Below are 20882 nucleotides of genomic sequence, written 5' to 3'. Positions count from 1 at the left end.
TAATGTGTTTTTTAAAAATTTCTTTGCGTGACTATATTTTTTACTAATTGATCTATTGGACTCTTAATAAAGCTTTTAACTCGATACCCATAATCATCCAATAATTTTTTGATAACATCCTGAGAGTAATAGGCAACAGAGCCTACAAAATGTATTGGATGTTGTGATAATTCTTTTTTATATTGAAAAAGGTAGGTTTTTATAAAATCAGAGATAGCCTGATTTAATACATCTTCTAAATATTCATTTCCTCGATTTTTAAAAATGAATTGAGCGTAAGACGCTAAATATCTGTTTGGATAATCAGTGCTGTATAATTCATTTAGAAGTTGATCGAGTTGAGCAGTATAATAACCTTTAAAAAGAGAGGCTACATCTAAAGGCATTTTACTCATAAAATAGTCCTTTATTAGCTTTTTTCCAAGATAATTACCACTTCCTTCATCTGCTAATAGATATCCTAAAGCAGGATATTTTTGTATAATTTTTTCTCCATCAAAATAACAACAATTTGTCCCTGTCCCAAGAATACATACAATGCCAGGTTCTTTGGTTGTTGCTTTTACTGCTCCATTAATATCTTCTTCAATGAGTATAGATGTTAGGTTTTTAAATATAGATTGAAGTGCGAGTTTTATTCTTTTTTTAGCATCATTTTCATTACATCCAGCTCCATAAAAGTAGATTTCACTGATTGAGTCTCTGTTTTGTAGTATAATATTTGCTTTTTGTACAATCTCTAAGATGCTATTATCAGAAAGTAAAAGAGGATTTATGCCTTCTGTTTGGGTTTTATGAATGAGTCTTCCTGCGTCATTAAGAAGAATCCAATCACATTTTGTAGAACCACTATCTGCAAATAATATCATTAGTTATGTATTAGTTATATTTATGTATAATAGAGAATTATTTTTATGAAAAAATAGGAATAAAAGCAACCCTCCCCTCAAATATTGAGGGGAGGATTTTTTTAAGCAAAAGGTTTACTTAAACTAACAAAACATAACAATTTTTAAAAATCATATTTTTTAAACGCTTCTATCGCTTCATAATCTGCGAGTCCAAGCTGATCATATAATTTTGCGGTATTTCTATTTCTTTCACGAGCTCTTAACCAGAATTCTCTGGAGTCTTCTCCCTGAAACATAACTCTATCTTTTTGAGATTGATGAAATAAAATGGCATTTGTTTTTTTACTAACTTCATCTGGGCTTAAAGGTACAGCCATTTCAATTTCAGAAACATCCCATTCTTGCCAAGCACCTCTATATAACCATAACCAACAATCATCCATATATTCTTTTGGTTTTAAGTTTTTTAATGCGCTAAAAACGGCATCTAAACAAACTTTATGAGTACCATGTGGATCTGCTAAGTCTCCCGCAGCATATATCTGATGTGGTTTTATTTTCTCAATAATACTTTCTGTTATTTTTATATCTTCTTCACCTAGAGGATTCTTTTTAATTTTTCCTGTTTCATAGAAAGGAAGATCTAAAAAGTGAACTTTATCATCATTTAATCCAAAATATCTAGTAGCACCGATAGACTCCATTCTTCTTATTAATCCTTTAATCTGTCGGACTTCTAGAATATCAATATCTCCTTGGTTTTTTGATTTTAGAAATGAAATCACTTTTTCATAAGATGAGTTGTCTCCATTACTAGATTGGAAACTATTGGCTACTTCAGCAAACTTAAGAGCTTCTTCATCAGTTACTGCGATATTACCAGATGTTTGATAAACCACATGTACATCATGTCCTTGATCAATTAATCGTAAGAAGGTTCCACCCATAGAGATTACATCATCATCAGGATGAGGACTAAAAATCAATACTCGTTTTTTTGCGGGTAATGCTCTTTCTGGTCTATTGGTGTCATCAGCATTAGGTTTTCCTCCAGGCCATCCTGTTATAGAGTGTTGGAGTTTATTAAAAATCTTAATATTAAGATTATAAGAAGATCCTTCTACTGCTAAAAGACTAGACATTCCATTGTCATTATAATCTTTATCTGTAAGTTTTAATACAGGTTTAGTTAATTCTTCACTAAGCCAAGTAACTGCTTTAAACTTTAATTGTTCTGTCCAGATACATTGATCTACAAGCCATGGCGTTTTTATACGTGTAAGCTCTGATGCAGCTTCAGAATCGAGAATAATAGTAGTGTTTTTGTGTTCTTGAAGGAATGATGCGGGGATATTCGATATCACTTCACCTTCTATAGTTTCTTTAACGATAGAAGCCTTTTTATGCCCCCAAGCTAATAGTAGTACCCTTGTTGATTTCATAATGGTACTAATACCCATAGTTACGGCCTTTTTTGGCACGTTTTCTAATCCATTAAAATCAGAAGAGGCATCTGTTCTGGTAACATGATCTAAAGTGATTATTCTTGTACCAGAATTAGGGTGTGATCCTGGTTCATTAAAGCCGATATGACCTGTTCTACCAATTCCTAGAAGTTGAAAATCTAATCCACCATATTCTTTGATTTTCATTTCATAATCAATACAATACTGATCCATTTCTAAAATTGGAACAGTACCGTCAGGAATATTTACATTCTCTGGATTGATATCTATATGATCAAACAAATGTTGATGCATAAAATGGTAATAACTTTGTTGATGAGTACTATCCATTGGATAGTATTCATCTAAATTAAAAGTTACCACATTAGAAAAACTTAATTCTCCAGAGCGGTGTAGACTTACTAATTCTTCATATACTTTTATAGGCGAAGAACCTGTAGCAAGACCAAGCACGCAAGGATTACCTTCCTGTTGTTTTTGTTTAATAAGTGTTGCTATTTCATTTGCAACTAGTTTTGAAGCTATCGATGAATCTGGGAAAATCTCACTGTGAATTTTCTCAAATTTTGATTTTTCAAACTGTCCTACCTGTTTGTATTCAATTTCCTGGATCATTTACTCAAGAGTTTGATGATGATTTTTTTATTGTTATTATTATTTTAAGGCTTTTAATAAAAGAGATGGGGTTGAGTTTATATCTTTATAAGATCTCTATCCATCTCTTTTATAACTCAATTTATTGGCTAATTAATCTAATTAAAAATTTGATCCTGCAACATCCCACCATAATCGTGTTCCTCCGTCATCAGCATCTCCAAGAAGTGTTCTTGCTTGTTCTACTCCCTGTGGGTTTGAATTTCGTTCACTAGCAGGGAAAGGCAACCTTCTTACTTGTATATTAGTATCAATAGTACCTCCACTATTATTAGCTACAACAGGGAATATTTTTGGATATCCAGTTCTTCTAAATTCACTCCATGCTTCTTGCCCATCAGGGAACATAGCGATCCATTTTTGGGTAATGATTCTCTCCAGTTTTTCTTCATTAGAAGCTCCGCCATCCCATTTAATTGTAATATTTGATAATGCGCTGATGTTGTTAGAAGTATTAATAGGGTCTACATAATCAATAGGAGTAGATGTAGCATCAGCTATATAAGCTGCAGCACTTCCAGAGACTCCATGCTGAGTAAAAGAGGTTGTAATTCCCTTTTCATAATTAGCTTGCGCATCTCCAGCACCAGCCCATCCACGTAATGCAGCTTCTGCTTTTAAGAAGTATACTTCTGCAGCAGTCATTAGTTGAATACTTGTTGTTGGACTTTCATCAGCAATATAAGAGTTTCCTAATCTAGAGAACTTTATATAATCATCTTTTTGAGCTACTTCATCAGAATAGTTACCTAATTTTGGCATTCCGCCTCGTAACCCTTTGAGAGTCCCTGCTGTTACTTTAGATTCTTCAAACAAAACATTTCCTCTTGCATCATCATATCCTACTAGTATTGATTCCATAGATGCATTCATACGTACATCATCCCAGCTTGAATTAAAAACGGTTAATGGATGTGTTGCTCCTCCTTGAATAATAAAATTATCGTCGTTACTTGCTAACAATCCGACACTATGTGATAATGATTTTTCTCCTTGTATTTTAGCTTTGGCAGGATCTACTTTAGCAATTCTTATCGCTAATCGTAATCGTAATGAATTGGCAAATTTCACCCATTGTGCATACTTTCCATCATATACTAAATCAAAATTTTTGAACTGCTCATTAGTAAGATCTGTAGACAATTTAGTAATTGCCTGATCTAGCTCATCAAAAAATTGATTATATACTTCTTGCTGTGAATCATACTCTGCAAAAGAAGCTCCTATCTCTCCAAATTTTGAATACACTATTGGTCCATAGACATCTGTTACTCTATGCATTCCTTCTACTCTTAGTATTTGAGCAATTGCATAGATTAATGGGAATTTTTCTTCTCCACGTTGTTGCACTAGACTTGCACTTTTCATAACTCCTGTCTCAGAATATGGAACATCCCAAGGGAATTGATCCCAAAAATCAACAAACCCATAATTTGTAGTGTTTACTCCTCCTACAAATGGTCTTGGGGGCGCCATATATCCACAAAATGTATCAGCATTTAAGTTATGCTGTAGCTGTGTATGCCAAGCAGGATCATATCGATATAGGTTTAAAAATATAGGTTTAAATGGCCCACCTACATTGAAAAAATCTCCTTCACTTTGTTCATCTGTAAGACCATTAGGATCTGTGTTTAATGCTTCAAAATCATCTGTACATGAGAGTACAACTAATGATGCAAAAGCAGTAATAATTGTTTTTTTAATTATATTTTTCATAATATTATTCTATTCCTTTTAATTAAAATGATAATCCAACGTTTAAACCAATACTTCTGGTAGATGGTGATCCGAATATATCAACACCCTGAAGTCCATTTCCTGTACTTAACGATATATTTGGGTCATAAGGAGCATCTTTATAAAAGAAGAATAAATTTCTACCGACTAAAGAAGCGTTAATAGAATTAAAGAAGCTGTCTTCTCCTAAATTGAATTTATAGCCTAATGATAATTCTGCTAAACGTACATTTGTTGCATCATAGATGTACTCACTAGTTCTTCCATTTCTACCTCCAATAATTTGATAATAGTCTTTAGCAGGTATTGTTGTTTCTGAGTTTGTTGCTTCGTCAAAAATTCGTACAGTACCTGTTCTGTTTGAGGTTCCGTTAAGATCCGCTTCTGCTTGTGTAAGACTCATTACTTCTCCACCAAATTTTCCATCTACTAAGAAATTTAGAGTTACATTTTTATACGTAAATGAGTTACTGAAACCTAATGAGAAATCAGGATTGGAATTTCCTAACTTTTCAAAACCACCACGAGTACTTTCACTTGGCTCTACAGTAGGGAAAGATGTGCTATTATCCTCAGGGTTTGTTCTTAATACAGGTAGTCCATTTTCATTTTTAAGCAGTTGAGCCCCCCAGATATCTCCAAAAGATCCTCCTTTTTGTAATAATAATGCATATGCATTAACACTAAATGGAGTAAGTGTTATAAAATCACTTGATAGTCTATCGTCTAATTCTATAATTGTATTTTTATTACTAGCATAATTTATAGAAGTGTCCCAGGAAAAATTATCATTTTCTATAGGAGTCGCAGTAACAGAAATCTCAATTCCTTTGTTTTCTATATCTCCAGCATTGATAGAAAAGAAAGGCGATGTTATTCCTGCTGGATTTGCAAGAGCCCCAGAGGTAGCGAACCTCATAAACTGATCTGTAGTATTGGTTTTATAATATCCGATATCAAACCCTAATCGGTTATTAAAGAACTGCCATTCTGTACCAAATTCTATAGAAGTTTGAGTTTCAGGTTTTAAATCGACCCATGGGATCGTATTAGGTGGATTTAATCCTCCCTGACCTGTGCCAATAGTATTGATAGGATTGTTTAAAAAACTTTGAATATCATTACCCACTTCGGCATACGAAGCTCTTACTTTGGCATATGTTACAGCTTCTGGCATTTCTATCATTTCTGAGATTACTCCTGTAAGACCAAAAGATGGATAAAAGAAAGACTTGGTAACTGTAGATGACCAATCGTTTCTAGCCGTTATATCTAGGTATAGCATCTCTTTAAACCCTAAGGTAGTACTGGCAAATAATGATTGTACTTCTTTTTGTTCTGCTTGAGTTTGTTTTATTACTGGATTAAACCCAGCTGTACCAACTTCAAAATTTGATAAAGTAAAAACATTAGGGATTTTTAAATTACCACCTACACCAGAATCTAATAAGACACCATTGCCTATATCTGATTGTCTAAGGCTAGTACCAATATTTGCTGTAAAATTAAAATTCTCTCCTATAGGCGTGTTAATAGTAGTAATAACATCAGCATAGATTTGTGTGTCTTCTACTTCATTTAATAAAAAACGTCCTCTGTTTGCCGATAACGTTCCATTAGTAGTTGCATGAATTCTTCTTTCAAACTTATAGAAATTCTTATCATAGCTACCACGTGTTGCAATAGTTAACCAGGGGTTAACCTTGTATTTTAAAGAGGCTGAAGCGATTACTTTTTGATTTGTATCATCACTAGCATTTCTATTGATAATCCAATATGGATTTTGCTCAATGTCAGTAGTTCCTCTAAACCAGCGTTGCGCCATTAAGTTTCTGCTTGCATTAAATTCTTCAAAAACGCTATAATCGTTTAAATTCTCGGTCTCAGAATTAAAATTGTATGCTCCAACTAGTGGATTGTAATAGAATCCAGAAATAGGCTTGTTATGTATTTTCTGAGTAGAAAGTAAAATATTAGCATCTACAGTTAATTTGTTATCAAAAAGTTTTGCAGTTTCTCTAACATTAAAAGTATGCTTTTTTACATTATGAGTCGGTATAATCCCTGATGCTTGTGTATTAGCATAAGAAAAATAGGTTTGCGCATTTTCTGTTCCTCCAGAAACTGAGATAGAATTGATCGCAGTTGTTCCTGTTTTTAAGAAGTCATCTACATTGTCTTGAGCACGATCATTAAAATCTATCAAATAAGCTGCTTCATCTATTGTAAAACTAGAAGATACATTGGTCTTAAAACTTCCTGATTTTCCTTTTTTGGTAGTGATTAAGATTACCCCATTAGATCCCTGACTACCATATAAAGCAGATGCGGATGCACCTTTTAATACATTGATACTTTCAATATCATCAGGATTTATTAATGATAAAGCATCTCCTCCATCTCTATTACCAGCAGCTTCAATAGATCCAAATGTACTATTAGGCTGTGTAGCCGAATTATTTAATAATGGAATACCGTCTATTACATATAGCGGTTGATTGTTTCTGGTAGACGTATTACCTCTAAGTGTTATTTTTACAGATCCCCCTACTCCAGAAGCACTTCTGTTAACAACAAGTCCGGCAACTTTACCAGAAAGACTGTTGATAGGATTAGCATCTTTTACCTTTGTTAACTCAGCAGCACTTACATTCTGAGCAGCATATGTTAAGGATTTTCTTGTTTTTTTGATACCAAGGGCAGTTACGACTACATCTTCAAGTTGTTCAGCGTCTTCTTCCAGAATAACATCTATTACTGTATTACCACCTATGATTACTTCTTTGTTCATCATTCCTAAATAAGAAAAAACAAGTATATCACCAGTTGAAGCTGTAATTGTGTAGTTTCCGTCAAAATCTGTTTGTACTCCGTTTGTAGTCCCTTTTACTAAAATGTTAACTCCAGGTAGAGGGCTACTATCAGAAGCTCCCTTTACGGTACCTGTAATTTGAGTTCCTTGCCCAAAACTCAGAAAAGAGAAAAAGGATAGGATTGTTAAGATTAAAAATTTTTGTTTCATATTAAAGTGTTGTTTTTTTGAATGATCTCAAAGTAATATATAAAATTTTTAACAAATTTTTTTTTAGACAAACGACATTGTTTTAGTAACAATCGACATTGAGTAGTAGATGACGGTTTTTTAAAAAATTGATATTCTTATTTTTTTTGTTTTTCTGTACAAATAGCCTTACATTTTTCAAAAATTTTTGTTAAATTAAGAAGTTTTGACAGTGCTATTTAATGTTTTTGGTAAAAGAAGTATAAGGTGAAAAAGACTATTAAACGAAAATATCATCTATATTTTTGGATTATTTATTTTTTATTTAATGTAATTCGATGGGGGAGTTATTTTAATGATTATTGGTATTCGTTAAAGTCTAATTTAGTAGAGTTTCCTTTACATATAGCTTTAGTGTATTTTAATCTATACTATTTGGTTCCTAAATATATCTTCAAGAAGAAATATGTATACTATGTCTTATTCTTATTATTATCTCTTGCAATTCACTATATACTAAGGTCAGGTCTTAATCTTTTATTGGTTACAGAAGACATATGGCCAGAAGTGAGAGGTAGGCATGCTCCATTTGGGTTTAATCATATTATGGCAGTGGCTATAGGAGAATTGTATGTAGTAGGATTGACTTCTGCAATTAAGTATACTGTGGATTTTCGTATTATGCATAATAAGAATAGACAGTTAATGGAACTTCAGTATAAAACGGAATTAAAATATTTAAAAGCACAGATACAACCTCATTTTTTTTTTAATACACTTAATAGTTTATATGCACTGTCATTGAAAAAATCAGACTTGGCACCTAATTTAATATTAAAATTATCTGATTTTATGCGATATGTTATATATGAAACAAGCAAAAAAAAACTACCTTTAATACAAGAAATTGATCATATAGATAATTATATTGAACTTGAAAAAATGCGTTACGGAGATCGAGTTACGTCCACAATTGATATAATTGGTGACATTGATGGCGTTAAAGTAGTTCCTATGCTGTTTTTACCATTTATAGAGAATGCTTTTAAGCATGGACTGGATAATAATGACAGTATGAATTTAGAAATATCTTTTAAAAGACATTCTAATGAGTTGATATTTATCTCTAGTAATAATTATGAAGAAAAATCAAAATCAAAAAAACCTGATGGAATTGGAATTAAAAATATTAAAAGACGTTTAGAAATTCTTTATTCCAAAAAATTTGCTTTAGAAATAGTACAGAAAAATAATAAATATTCAATATTGCTTAAAATCCCTATATAATGACTATTAAATGTATCATAATTGATGATGAACCTTTAGCGATCGAAATTATTGAATCTTTTTTAGAAGAGTTTAAAAATATTGAAATTATAGGCACTTTTAGAGATCCAGTAGCGGCTTTATCTATATTAGAACAAGGTGATGTTGACGCTATATTTTTAGATATTAATTTACCAAGAATGAATGGGTTAGAGTTTTTGAAAAGTCTAAAGGAGTACCCTCAAGCCATAATTACAACTGCATATAAAGAGTATGCTTTGGAGAGTTATGAGCTAGAAGTTCTTGACTACTTGGTGAAGCCTATTTCATTTAATCGATTCTTGAAATCCATAAATAAATTAACAGCAAGACTTATTGCTATAAAGAAATACGAACCATCTATAGATTTGGTTCAACCTGCTCATGTTTTTCTAAAAGTGGATAAAAGATTAGTAAAAATCCTTCTTAGTGATATTTTTTTTATAGAAAGCTTAAAAGACTATATAAGAGTAAGTACACTAGAAGGGACATTTTTATCACACAAGTCTTTATCTAGTATTAGTGAAGAACTACCTTCAGAAAATTTTATAAGAATTCATAAATCGTATACTATTGCAATAGATAAGGTAAAATCTATAGAAGGAAATCTTGTAGAGGTAGGTGAAAAAAGAATTCCTATAGGGAGAAATTATGCGGCTCACGCAAAACAACGAATATTAAAAAACAAATCAAATTTATTAAAATAAGAATTTAAAATAATGGTTTTAACTACATTGGATTACATAATTATCGCTTCATTTTTTTTAACCACTCTAATTATAGGCGTCGTGGTTTCAAGGCGATCAGGGAAGAATACCGCAGAGTATTTTCTGTCAGGTCGTAATATGCCATGGTGGCTACTGGGGTTTTCTATGGTAGCTACTACGTTTTCTACTGATACTCCAAATTTGGTTACAGATATTGTAAGACAAGATGGTGTTGCTGGTAACTGGATATGGTGGATTTTTCTATTAACAGGACTCTTAACGGTGTTTGTATATGCTAAGTTATGGCGTAAATCAAACGTTACTACAGATATGGAGTTTTATTCTCTGAGATATAGTGGTAAACCTGCTCGATTTTTAAGAGGATTTAGATCTATATACCTTGGGGTAGTATTTAATATCATTGCGATGGCAGCGGTAAACCTTGCGGCGATTAAAATTGGGCAGATTATGTTAGGTCTTTCACCGGTACAAACTGTTTTGATAGGAGGAGTTGTAACTGCAGCTTTTAGTTCTCTTGGAGGTTTTAGAGGAGTAATCTACACAGATTTTGTTCTCTTTTTTGTTGCTATAATTGGTGCTGTTGGTGCTTCTTATTATTTAGTTAATCTTCCTGAAGTTGGAGGATTAAATAATTTGGTTACCCATCCAAATGTGTCTGATAAACTTTCGTTTTTTCCAGATTTTTCTAATACAGAAACATTAATAACTCTTTTGATCATACCAATAGCAATACAGTGGTGGAGTTCATGGTATCCAGGAGCAGAGCCAGGGGGTGGAGGGTATATAGCACAACGTATGCTTGCTGCTAAAAACGAAAACCATGCAATCGGTGCGACTTTCTTTTTTAATATTATGCATTATGCTTTACGTCCTTGGCCTTGGATTTTAGTAGCGCTAGCATCTTTAGTAATGTATCCTGATATTGCGAGTATTCAAGAAGCTTTCCCTAATGTTGAATCAAGTAAACTAGGGCATGATTTAGCTTATTCTGCAATGTTAACAAAGCTTCCAGCAGGTTTGTTAGGATTGGTATTAGCATCATTAGGGGCAGCATATATGTCGACATTGTCTACACACCTTAATTGGGGGTCATCATATGTTGTTAATGATTTTTATAAGCAACAGGTTAAGAAAGATGCTAGCGAAAAAGAATTGGTAAATATTGGAAGAGTAACAACAGTAGTTCTTATGGTTGCTAGTGCAGTTTTTGCACTATTCCTTACTAATGCAAAACAATTATTTGATATTATTTTAATGTTTGGAGCAGGAACAGGATTAGTATATATATTACGTTGGTTTTGGTGGCGTATAAATGCATGGAGTGAGATCTCTGTTATGTTTTCTGCTATGGTTATTCCATTACTTCTAACTTTTACTCCTCTTGGTGATATTTTATTTGGACATATTAATGATTCTGGAGAAGTAGTTTCAGGAGTTTTTCCATCTTGGTTTAGGTTTATAGCGATGGTAATTGTAACATCAATAGTTTGGATAGTAGCGACATATCTTACAAAACCAGAATCAAAAGAAATTTTGCAATCTTTTTATAAAAGCATTCAACCAGGAGGGCCAGGTTGGAAAAAAGTTATTGATGAAGCTAAAGAAGATGGGGTAGATATTGTTGAGGATAAAGGAAAATGGTCTATCCCATCTGGGATTCTAGCAATGTTACTAGGTTGTGTCTTGGTGTATAGCTGTCTTTTTACAACAGGTAACCTAATTTATGGTGATTATACTATGGCAGGAATTACAGCTTTATTGGCTTTAGTTTCAGGCTTTTTATTATTAAGAGTATGGAAATCTCTTGGTAAGAGTATGATGTCATAATGATAAAAAAACGAATACAATCGGTTGATTTTCTCCGGGGGCTTACTATTATGCTTATGATATTAGTAAATACCCCGGGAGATTGGTCGTATGTATACACTCCGTTATTACATGCAGAGTGGAATGGTCTTACCTTAGCAGATTTTGTATTTCCTTTTTTTTTATTTATTGTCGGGATATCGATTTCATTTGTATATAGAAATAAAAAAGGGAATACTGATGTATATAAGAAAATTGTAACACGTAGTTTAAAACTCATCATGTTAGGATTGTTTCTTAATGTGTTTTTGCCTTATTTTCCTTTTTTAGAAATAACGTCGATTCGTATCCCAGGTGTGTTACAGCGTATAGGTATTGTGTTTTGTATTGTATCTGTATTGTATTTAAACTTTAATAAGAAACAATTAATTTTTACAGCCATAACAATACTTATTGGATATTGGTTGTGGTTAGTGTGTATGCCTTTGCCTGATGGAACTTCTCCAACATTAGAACGAGGAGTGCATAACTGGGCTAATTATTTAGATTATCGTATTCTTAAAGGACACATTTGGAAACCAGATTATGATCCAGAAGGGATTCTTAGTACGTTACCAGCTATAGTTACTACAATTACAGGAGTCTTTATAGGACAAGTCTTAGTTAGTGAAATACAGCGAAAGCATATTTTTTTATATGTGATTGGGGCTTGTTTTATAGTAGTAGGGTATTTATGGAGTATTTTTTTTCCTATAAATAAAGCATTGTGGAGTAGTAGTTTTGTTTTGGTAACATCAGGTTATGCTACTTTATTTTTGGGATTATTTCATTACTTAATGGATGTTAAAGAGTATCGTTTTGGAAATGCGGTGAAGTATGTAGGTGCTAATGCAATTAGTATTTATTTTTTGTCGAGTATACTATCTAAATCTTTTTATCTCATTAAGATTGATTCTCAGACTTCGGTACATCAATTTATTTTTGAAACTTTTTTTGTTTATCAATCTATGGATAAATTGTTGTCTTCTTTTTTTTATGCTATTTCTGTTGTTGGTTTTTATACTCTGTTTGCTTATTTTTTGTATAAGAAAAATATATTTATAAAAGTATAGTCATATAGTCAATTAGATTATAATCATATCTATTATTTAAAAAAATAACATGCTTTACTCATTCTCAATTTCTCTTCACGAAAAGAATCTGAGAGAGAGTAAAGTGTATTATAAAATTAGATATTTTGTAAATATTTTAGGTATACCCTATAACTAGAACTAAGTATAAGGGTTACTACTTATATTTAAAAATATATTTAGTCCTTTATCAATTTAGTAGTATTCATATAATATGTGTTTTGATATGTTATATATTCATTTGAAGTCGTTTTTTTTACGTTTTATTGATATTAATTATCTCTTATTTGTGTTTTGTGAAATTAAATTTTATATGAAATAAAATTTAAAATAGGTTTTCATTTGTTTCTAATCTGATGGTTTTTGTAGGTTAAATCGTGTTACTCGTATATTTTATTTCGTCGAGAGTACCGAAAAAAGGTATTTTTATTCATAATAAAAAATAACTCATTAAAGAAATTAACTACTTCTTAATACAAAAAAATATCTTAACGATGAAACACAAACTCACTGTCTCTAAGTATTTTAGAGATTTATGCAATAAATCATGGATAATGATTTTTGCAACACTATTATTAACTGCTAGCTCAGGGTTTTCTAGTGAGCCTAATGTATTTTCTAGAGGAACAGAAGATGCATTTTTTTTAAATGAATCGTCATTACCCGTATATCAAGCTACCGATTTAATAAATAAAGAGCTATGGAATACATTATTCCCATATCGTTTTGGTTCTAAAGATATTGGTAATGGAGTATGGGTTTTAGACCCTAAAGACGACTTTTATACCTACGAATCTTTTATTGAAGCTATCAATAGAATGAGTAAAATTAAAGTAATTTTTGATAGAAGATGTGGAACAAATGCGTATAAAGTAACACGTGTAGATAAAACTACTGGGGTATCTAAAGTGATTAGGACAGATGTTGATTTTGATGCGCCTAGACACGCAGAAAAAGAAATAATTACGGAAGAGGTTGATTATGGAATGTTTCTAGAAGAAGGAGATTTAGATACTAGAAAAAGAGAGATTACCGCTTTTTTTGCTAATATTTCTCATGAAACTACAGGAGGATGGTCAACAGCTCCAGGCGGTCGATTCTCATGGGGGTTACATTTTAGAGAAGAGCCGACACAGGCTTCATATGCTTATCCTGATACAAACTACCCTCCAACTCCTGGTAAATCATATAAGGGTAGAGGTCCAATACAGTTATCATATAACTATAATTATGGACCAGCAAGTGAATTTATATTCGGAGATAAACAAATATTATTAGATAATCCTGAAAAAGTAATTGAAGATGCAGCTTTGGCATTTCAAACAGCAATATGGTTTTGGATGACACCTCAATACCCTAAGCCGTCAGCTCATAATGTTATGGTAGATAAATGGGTGCCTAATGAACTTGATAAAACAAAAAACAGAGTTCCAGGATTAGGAATGACTGTAAATATTATTAATGGAGGTGTAGAATGTGGACAAGGAACAGAGAAGCCTCAAGTATTAGATAGAATAGGGTATTACGAAAGATTTACCGAACTGTATGGTATAGGGACGGATATGGATGGAGTACATGATTTATCTGATTGTGGTTGTAAAGATATGACTAAATATGGAGGAGATTCAGCTGATTTAACAGCAGAACCTTGCGCTCAAAAACCACAAGTTACTTTTTCTAACCCTAAAAATAATCAAATAATTAAGCAAACTACATTTTCTCCAATTTCAGTAAGCTTATCGATAGATGAAAAAAATACTAAATTACTTAGTGTTACTACAACTGTAGGGAGTCAAACATTTAATGGAAAATCATTTAATTGGACACCATCTAGCTATGCTACTCATATCTTAACTGCTGATGTTAAGTTTGAGAATGGAACTACAGCAAGCTCATCAATAAAAGTAATTATTTGGGATGGAGTTAATCTTGATTGCCAAGAAGTTCCTGAGTGGAATCCTGTAAAGATTTATAAAGATAAAGGTACTTTTGTAAAGTATAGTAATAAAGTATATAAAAATAAATGGTATGCAGATAGTAGTAATACTCCAGGAGTTGATGGAGTATGGGAATTGATAAAAAGTTGTGATGCACCAAATGGTTCAGGACCTGTAATAACTTGGCAATCTCCTAGTAATGGTCAGATTATAGAGCAAAAAGAGTTGACATCAATTGACTTAAAAGCTAGTGCGAATGATTCTGATGGATCTGTTGAATCTTTGATTTTTAAATATAATAGTACAGATATCCCAGCAACTCTTTCAGGAAATAGTTATACTGCTAATTTTACACCTACAGCATTTGGAGAAGTTACAATTATAGCAAAAGCTACTGATAACGAAAATAAAACTACCGAAAAATCAATTTCTTTTACTATAAAAAAGGAAACAATAATAGGTAATAAAGCCCCAGTAGTGAGTATAACTTCTCCTGTTGAGACTGATACTTTTAAAGCAGGAGCTTCTATTTCTATAACAGTAAACGCTTCTGATAGTGACGGAACTATTGATAAAATAGAATACTTTAATAAGAATACTAAAATAGGAGAAAGTTTAACTAATCCGTATACATATACAATTACAGATGCAGTAGTAGGGGATTATGTTTTGACAGCAAAAGCAACAGATAATGAAGGGTTATCTACTGTGTCAGAAGCTGTAAAAATTATAGTTTCAGGAGGTAATGATGGCGATCAAAATTGTGCAGGAGTCAATAAATATGTGGCAGGTACTTCATATGGATTGAATGAAGAAGTAGCTAATGAAAGTGAAGTCTTTAAATGCGATATTCCAGGATGGTGTTCTTCATCTGCTGCGTGGGCTTATGCTCCAGGTACTGGTGCTCATTGGCAATTAGCTTGGACAAAAGTAGGAGCCTGCAAAGGAAATACTCCTCAGCAAGCTACGGCGAAGTACTCTTTATATCCGACAATAACAGAAAATGTTGTTAATCTTAAAATGAATACAGAAAAAGCATCATGGGCACGAGTAGATTTGTATGATTTTGCAGGTAAATTAGTGCGTACTCAATCATTTAATAATCTTCAAGGAAATACAGAAAAGTCATTTACGCAAGATCTTTCAGGTCTCAAAAAAGGGCTTTATATATTCAAGATTTATATGGATGGAGAGGTTTATTTAGAAAAAATTCTTAAAAACTAATCTTTAGAAAAAAACTATTTCGGACAGTTGCTCTGTAAAGAGCAATTGTTCGATTTATGATATCAATATTTAAAATATCATATAGTTAGTTCAAATTATTTTTGATTTAGAAACTAAAAAAAAGTCTAAATAAACTTCTATTAGACTATAATTATTTTATTAAAAAATATGATTCAGAAATAAGTGTGTACTCATACTTAAGATATTTTAATGTTTTTAATTAACTATTATATATACAAACTCAAATTAATTTAAGTAATCATGAAAAAAATTTATACATTTTTCGGCTTGTTCCTTTGTGCTATGCTAATGCAAGCGCAATACAATTTTCCTGAATGTTCTCCAGAATGGAGTGCAAGTAATAATCCTTATAAGCAAGGACAAGAAGTTTCTTATGAGGGGCTAAATTATAAGTGTAAGTATTACACTAACGATGCTCCAGGAGCAGGGTCTTGGCAGCTTGTTGGACCATGTGGAGATGGTGGGTTAGGACCAGATTATGCTGGTAAACAAAGAATTATAGGTTATTTGCCTACTTGGGTTGCTGGATATGATATCGAAAACAAATTTAACCCAGAAGTTGTTACAAATTTGAATATTTCATTTTTGATGTTTAAGCAAAATAATAATAACTATAATAGTGCTGATTTTGCTTCTATATCTTTTGATGAATTTCAAGAAAGAAAAGTTGACTCTGTACTTAATGATTTAGGGGTACTACAGAAATCAAAAGCTAAAGGAGTAAAAGTATCAGTTGCACTTGGTGGAGCTACAGATTATGCTTTTTTATGGTTGATGACAAAATATTATAATAATGATGCTAAGATTGATGAAATAGCAACTTTAATTGCTAATTATGTTAAGCAGAATGATATAGATGGTATTGATTTAGATATGGAATGTTGGTGGGCTGATAAAGCAATTAGTGGAACAAAAGATCAAGGTGGTAGAATACGTGGTAGTAAATGGGGAGATAAAGATAGAGGAGCTCACCCTGCAGGTATTGGATTGACAAAATTAAGTAAAAGTTTAAGAGCAAAAATGCCAAATAAGTTGATTACAGCAGCTGTTTTTGGTACTTCTTGGTATGGTAATAACTACGATGATGGTATAGCAAAATATATGGATTGGATAGGTTTAATGTCTTATGATTTTACAGGATCTTGGGATAAATCACCAGAAGGACCTCACTCTTCTCTTTATAAAGTAAAACCAGGAACTTATCCAAAACAAACAGCAGATAACCCTATTTATTCAGCAGAAGATGCATTAGAGTATTGGATGGGATTTGCACCACCAGCATGGAATCACTCAGGTGGATTTAATGTGCCAAAATCAAAATTAGCTTTTGGATTACCAGTTTATGGTTATGATTTTTCTGAAAAAAAACCTGATGGAGGTAATGGAGCAAAATTTGTACCTTATAAAGATATCGTAAAGGAGTTTCCGAATGCAGCAACATCTTATAACCCTAAAGATCCTAATGGTCTTGGAGGATATATCGGAGAAAATGGAAAAAAAATATATTATAATACTCCAAAAATGGCTGCAGAGAAAGCTAAATATTCAAAACAATATGGTCACCAAGGATTAATTGTTTGGGAACTTACTCAAGATGTAGATTACAATTCATCATCTAGTATACTTAAAGCAATTAATGGTAATATTGATATAAATAGCTCTCCTGTAGTAGTTTGGAATACTCCGTCAGATAATCAAGTTATAGAACAAAAAGAATTATCAGCGATAACTTTAAACGTTAAAGCTACAGATAGCGATGGTACTGTTCAATCTTTTGTTTATAAGCATAACGGCGTAGTTATCAATGCTACTAGAAATGGAGATATCTATACAGCAAGTTTTACTCCTGATGCTTTTGGAGAATATACAATAGTAGCTTCAGCGACAGATGATAAGAATTCGACTACAAAAAAGAGAATTACCTTTACAGTAAAAAAGAAAGTAATTGTTGATAATATATCTCCTGTAGTAGTTTGGAATACTCCAACAGATAATCAAATTATAGAGCAAAAAGAATTATCAGCAATAACATTAAAAGTTAATGCTACAGATGAGGATGGTAGTGTTCAATCTTTAACTCTTGAGCATAATGGTTTAACTATCAATACTACGAATGATGGTGATATGTATACAGCAAGTTTTACCCCTGATGCTTTTGGAGAGTATACAATAGTGGCTTCAGCAGCAGATGATAAAAATGCAATTACAAAGAAATCAGTTACATTTACTGTAAAAGAAAAGGTGATAGGAGCTAATACACCTCCAGTAATAACTTCGGTTGAGCCTAAAAATACTTCGATTATTAAGCAAACTGAACTTTCTTCAATTGTATTAAAAGCAACTGTTACAGATGATGTTGAAGTTAGTTCTGTAAAATTTATGGTCAATAATGTAGCAGTTTCAGCATCTCGTAATGGAGATCAGTATACAGCTTCTTGGACTCCTAATGGATTTGGAGAAGTAACATTTGCAATTACTGCTATGGATAATAAAGAATTAAAAACGGAAACTTCAGTTGTTTTTGAAATAAAGAAAAAAGACATAATAATAGGTGATTGTACTGTTCCAGCATGGGAACCTGGTAAAGTTTATGCTGCTGGAGGAGAAGAAGTTAGTTATGAAGGTAATGTGTACAAAAATAAATGGTGGTCACAAAATGAAACTCCAGGTAGTAGTTCTGTATGGGAGTTTGTTTCTAAATGTGGTGGTGATTCTAATGGAGATGATGAGTTTTGCGGATTATCTCAGTGGGCTTCAGCAATAGCATATAATAGCGGAGATCAGGTGTATTACGAACAAAAAACATATAAGGCTCAGTGGTGGACTAAAAATAATATTCCGGATGCTAGTGATGTATGGAGCTTTGTTTCAGATTGTTCAAATAACAATTCATCTAATAGAAGTGCTAGTTCAGATTTAGTAATTGCTAAAAGAAATAATGAAGTTCAATTACAAGTTACTGCTCAGAAATCATCAGAAGTTCGTGTTGATCTTTATGATTTTTCTGGTAAGCATATAAGAACATTATCTATTAATGAGCAATTAAAAGAAGGAGTAAATACTTATTTACAAGATATATCGGGTCTAGATAACGGACTGTATATTTATAAAATCAGTGTAGACGGAAACGTATATACAGAAAAGATTATTAAACAATAATAAAAATTAATAACTCTTAATCTTCTGTAGAATATTAGCAGAAGATTAGGGGTATTAATAATTCAATTATTATTAGAATAAGTAATATTTATACCAAAAAAAAGATCTGAGGAGACTCAGATCTTTTTTTATTGATGTCAAATCTAAAATTTATTTAGTTTATCTGTTGAAATTATATATTACATTTTATATAATCACTTCGTAAAAAATAGAATAAGTATCATATAATTTATGTTTTTTAATCCTTTATTAAGTAATTGACAACTCCTCCATTGATAATTTTTCCTTTAACAGTTTTTATATAATTTCTACCTATAGGAATTGATTTATTATCAATCTCGATACAATTCTTGCTTATAGCTTTAACTTTATTAATAGCTATAGTATATGATCGATGAATTCTCATAAAAAGATATTCAGGAAGTAGTCTTGTAATTGCAGCTAAATTGTAATGTGTAACATAATTCTTAGATACTGTTTTTATACTTACGTAATCTTTCAAGCTTTCGATATAAAGTATTTCATCAATAGGTATTTTGATCATTTTTTTATCAACTTTTATGAAAATGTGATCTTCGGATTGTTGATTAAGGTATTCTTTTAATGTTTCATTGTTTTGTAACATTCGTGATACCTTATTTAGAGATTTAGCCAATCGCCCTAGATGTATAGGTTTTATTAAATAATCTATTACTCCAAGTTCAAACCCTTGTACAGCAAAATCAGGATCAGAAGTAACTATAATAAGTATTGGAGGTTTTTTTAGTTTTTTAATAAATTCTAAACCATTGATTTGAGGCATATGTATGTCTACAAAAATTAAATCAATTGAATGTTTACTCAGCATATCAAAAGCCTCACTAGGAGTATGACAAGTGGAAACAACTTCATAATTTTCAAAAGACTCTAAGTGTTTTTTCAAAATATATAATGACAAAGAATCATCGTCAAGTAATAAACATTTTATTTTCATAGCAAATTGATAAAACAATACGGATTGCTTTGGGAACATTCCATATCAGTTATAAGTAGGTTAATATTTACAAATTAGTAACCCAAACTAGATTAATTGTATTTTATTGTTTACTAATAAAATTAAAACTTGTTTTAAAGCTTTTTTGGAGGAAAAGCAAACTTTTTATGTGTAAATAGTTGTGTTTGTGTAAAAAATCTATTCTTAAAAATAAGAAAAAAACTTCTATTTATGGTCTTTTATTCTTTATTTAAAATTATTAAGGAAAATTTTTAGCTCAGAAAAACGAAACAAAAGTACTTTGCTATTATATCAAAAATCAAATGTTTTAATTGGTTTTTATGACTTTCTAAATTGATTGACTAAATCTTTAGTCAAAAAAAAGCAAATTGTATTAATGAACACATAATATAAGAAATCAGACAATTCTATTTTTATAAATACTTAAACATTTTATATAAGAAATAAGATGATTAGGATCATTAGATCTGATATAACAAAAAAAGAAACATGAACATTTTAGACCTCAAAAAAATGATCATAGTATATGATCTCACCTCTGATTTTTATTAAATCATTCCTTGTTTATTATGGGTTCTCTATTATAAAATAATTAATAGTTATAAATTCAACTACTTAAGTCAATCCTATATTTACTATTAGAGAATGAAGATAAGTAAATTCATTTTTAATCTACAATTTGTTATGAGTATTATAATCAGGTAATTAGGACTTGTGGCTAAATGTAAGAGAGTTAAAAACAAAATTATACTGTACGATGAATATAATGAAAGAACTAAATGCGACTATAGCATACATAATTACTATACAGAGTTTTGTTTGTACAAAAGTTGTGGGTTTTAGATTTATGTTTTATACAAAAAAAG

At 31.4% G+C, this 20882-nt stretch carries 11 protein-coding genes; 6 read left to right on the top strand and 5 right to left on the bottom strand.

Features of this window, described 5'->3' with window-relative positions; translation table 11 throughout:
• Nucleotides 1-11: 11 nt before the first annotated feature.
• The 4 genes from N456_RS19765 to N456_RS19750 form a co-directional block, all read right to left on the bottom strand.
• Nucleotides 12-869, bottom strand: coding sequence for a BadF/BadG/BcrA/BcrD ATPase family protein (locus N456_RS19765; protein WP_062061002.1), 858 nt, complete (start codon nt 867-869; stop codon nt 12-14).
• Nucleotides 870-1012: 143 nt separating this feature from the next.
• Nucleotides 1013-2932 (bottom strand): glucosamine-6-phosphate deaminase, encoded by a 1920-nt coding sequence (nagB, locus tag N456_RS19760; RefSeq protein ID WP_062061000.1) that lies wholly within the window; start codon nt 2930-2932, stop codon nt 1013-1015.
• A gap of 141 nt (nt 2933-3073) precedes the next feature.
• Complete coding sequence (locus N456_RS19755) at nt 3074-4690, bottom strand: RagB/SusD family nutrient uptake outer membrane protein (RefSeq protein WP_062060997.1); 1617 nt, start codon at nt 4688-4690, stop codon at nt 3074-3076.
• 22 nt (nt 4691-4712) lie between these two features.
• Entirely contained in the window at nt 4713-7733 is a 3021-nt protein-coding gene (locus tag N456_RS19750) for a carboxypeptidase-like regulatory domain-containing protein (RefSeq protein ID WP_062060994.1), read from the bottom strand.
• 246 nt (nt 7734-7979) lie between these two features.
• Between N456_RS19750 and N456_RS19745 the strand changes: the two genes are divergently transcribed.
• The 6 genes from N456_RS19745 (at nt 7980) to N456_RS19720 (ending at nt 19022) form a co-directional block, all read left to right on the top strand.
• Nucleotides 7980-8999, top strand: a complete 1020-nt coding sequence (locus tag N456_RS19745) for a sensor histidine kinase (RefSeq protein ID WP_062060992.1) — start codon at nt 7980-7982, stop codon at nt 8997-8999.
• Entirely contained in the window at nt 8999-9724 is a 726-nt protein-coding gene (locus N456_RS19740) for a LytR/AlgR family response regulator transcription factor (protein ID WP_062060990.1), read from the top strand. Before N456_RS19745 ends, N456_RS19740 begins: the two co-directional genes overlap by 1 nt.
• Nucleotides 9725-9736: 12 nt before the next feature.
• The gene (locus N456_RS19735; RefSeq protein ID WP_062060987.1) at nt 9737-11572 is read left to right on the top strand and encodes a sodium:solute symporter family protein; all 1836 of its coding nucleotides are present in this window, start codon (nt 9737-9739) and stop codon (nt 11570-11572) included.
• A complete protein-coding gene (locus N456_RS19730) occupies nt 11572-12663 on the top strand; it encodes a heparan-alpha-glucosaminide N-acetyltransferase domain-containing protein (protein WP_062060984.1) in 1092 nt (363 codons plus the stop codon). The genes N456_RS19735 and N456_RS19730 overlap by 1 nt, the downstream gene beginning before the upstream one ends.
• A 512-nt stretch (nt 12664-13175) precedes the next feature.
• The gene (locus tag N456_RS19725; RefSeq protein ID WP_082422604.1) at nt 13176-15842 is read left to right on the top strand and encodes a glycoside hydrolase family 19 protein; all 2667 of its coding nucleotides are present in this window, start codon (nt 13176-13178) and stop codon (nt 15840-15842) included.
• A gap of 261 nt (nt 15843-16103) precedes the next feature.
• Nucleotides 16104-19022 carry a glycosyl hydrolase family 18 protein gene (locus N456_RS19720; RefSeq protein WP_082422603.1) on the top strand — a complete coding sequence of 973 codons (2919 nt, stop codon included), beginning with the start codon at nt 16104-16106 and terminating at the stop codon, nt 19020-19022.
• A gap of 238 nt (nt 19023-19260) precedes the next feature.
• On the opposite strand, the gene N456_RS19715 is transcribed toward N456_RS19720, so the two are convergent.
• The gene (locus N456_RS19715) at nt 19261-19995 is read right to left on the bottom strand and encodes a LytR/AlgR family response regulator transcription factor (RefSeq protein WP_158447939.1); all 735 of its coding nucleotides are present in this window, start codon (nt 19993-19995) and stop codon (nt 19261-19263) included.
• Between the last annotated feature and the right edge of the window lie 887 nt (nt 19996-20882).

Origin of the sequence: Aquimarina longa SW024, from assembly GCF_001401755.1 — a bacterium.
In the GTDB taxonomy this organism is placed as follows: Bacteria; Bacteroidota; Bacteroidia; order Flavobacteriales; family Flavobacteriaceae; genus Aquimarina; species Aquimarina longa.
Note: the sequence above shows the minus strand (reverse complement) of the source record. Positions and strands in the feature narration are given on the sequence as shown.

Excerpts from the sequence above, each read along its gene's own strand:
- N456_RS19720 (WP_082422603.1), top strand. The coding sequence starts at position 16,104 with ATGAAAAAAATTTATACATTTTTCGGCTTGTTCCTTTGTGCTATGCTA.
- N456_RS19735 (WP_062060987.1), top strand. The coding sequence starts at position 9,737 with ATGGTTTTAACTACATTGGATTACATAATTATCGCTTCATTTTTTTTA.
- N456_RS19730 (WP_062060984.1), top strand. The coding sequence starts at position 11,572 with ATGATAAAAAAACGAATACAATCGGTTGATTTTCTCCGGGGGCTTACT.
- N456_RS19715 (WP_158447939.1), bottom strand. The coding sequence starts at position 19,995 with ATGAAAATAAAATGTTTATTACTTGACGATGATTCTTTGTCATTATAT.
- N456_RS19740 (WP_062060990.1), top strand. The coding sequence starts at position 8,999 with ATGACTATTAAATGTATCATAATTGATGATGAACCTTTAGCGATCGAA.
- N456_RS19755 (WP_062060997.1), bottom strand. The coding sequence starts at position 4,690 with ATGAAAAATATAATTAAAAAAACAATTATTACTGCTTTTGCATCATTA.
- nagB (WP_062061000.1), bottom strand. The coding sequence starts at position 2,932 with ATGATCCAGGAAATTGAATACAAACAGGTAGGACAGTTTGAAAAATCA.
- N456_RS19725 (WP_082422604.1), top strand. The coding sequence starts at position 13,176 with ATGAAACACAAACTCACTGTCTCTAAGTATTTTAGAGATTTATGCAAT.
- N456_RS19750 (WP_062060994.1), bottom strand. The coding sequence starts at position 7,733 with ATGAAACAAAAATTTTTAATCTTAACAATCCTATCCTTTTTCTCTTTT.
- N456_RS19765 (WP_062061002.1), bottom strand. The coding sequence starts at position 869 with ATGATATTATTTGCAGATAGTGGTTCTACAAAATGTGATTGGATTCTT.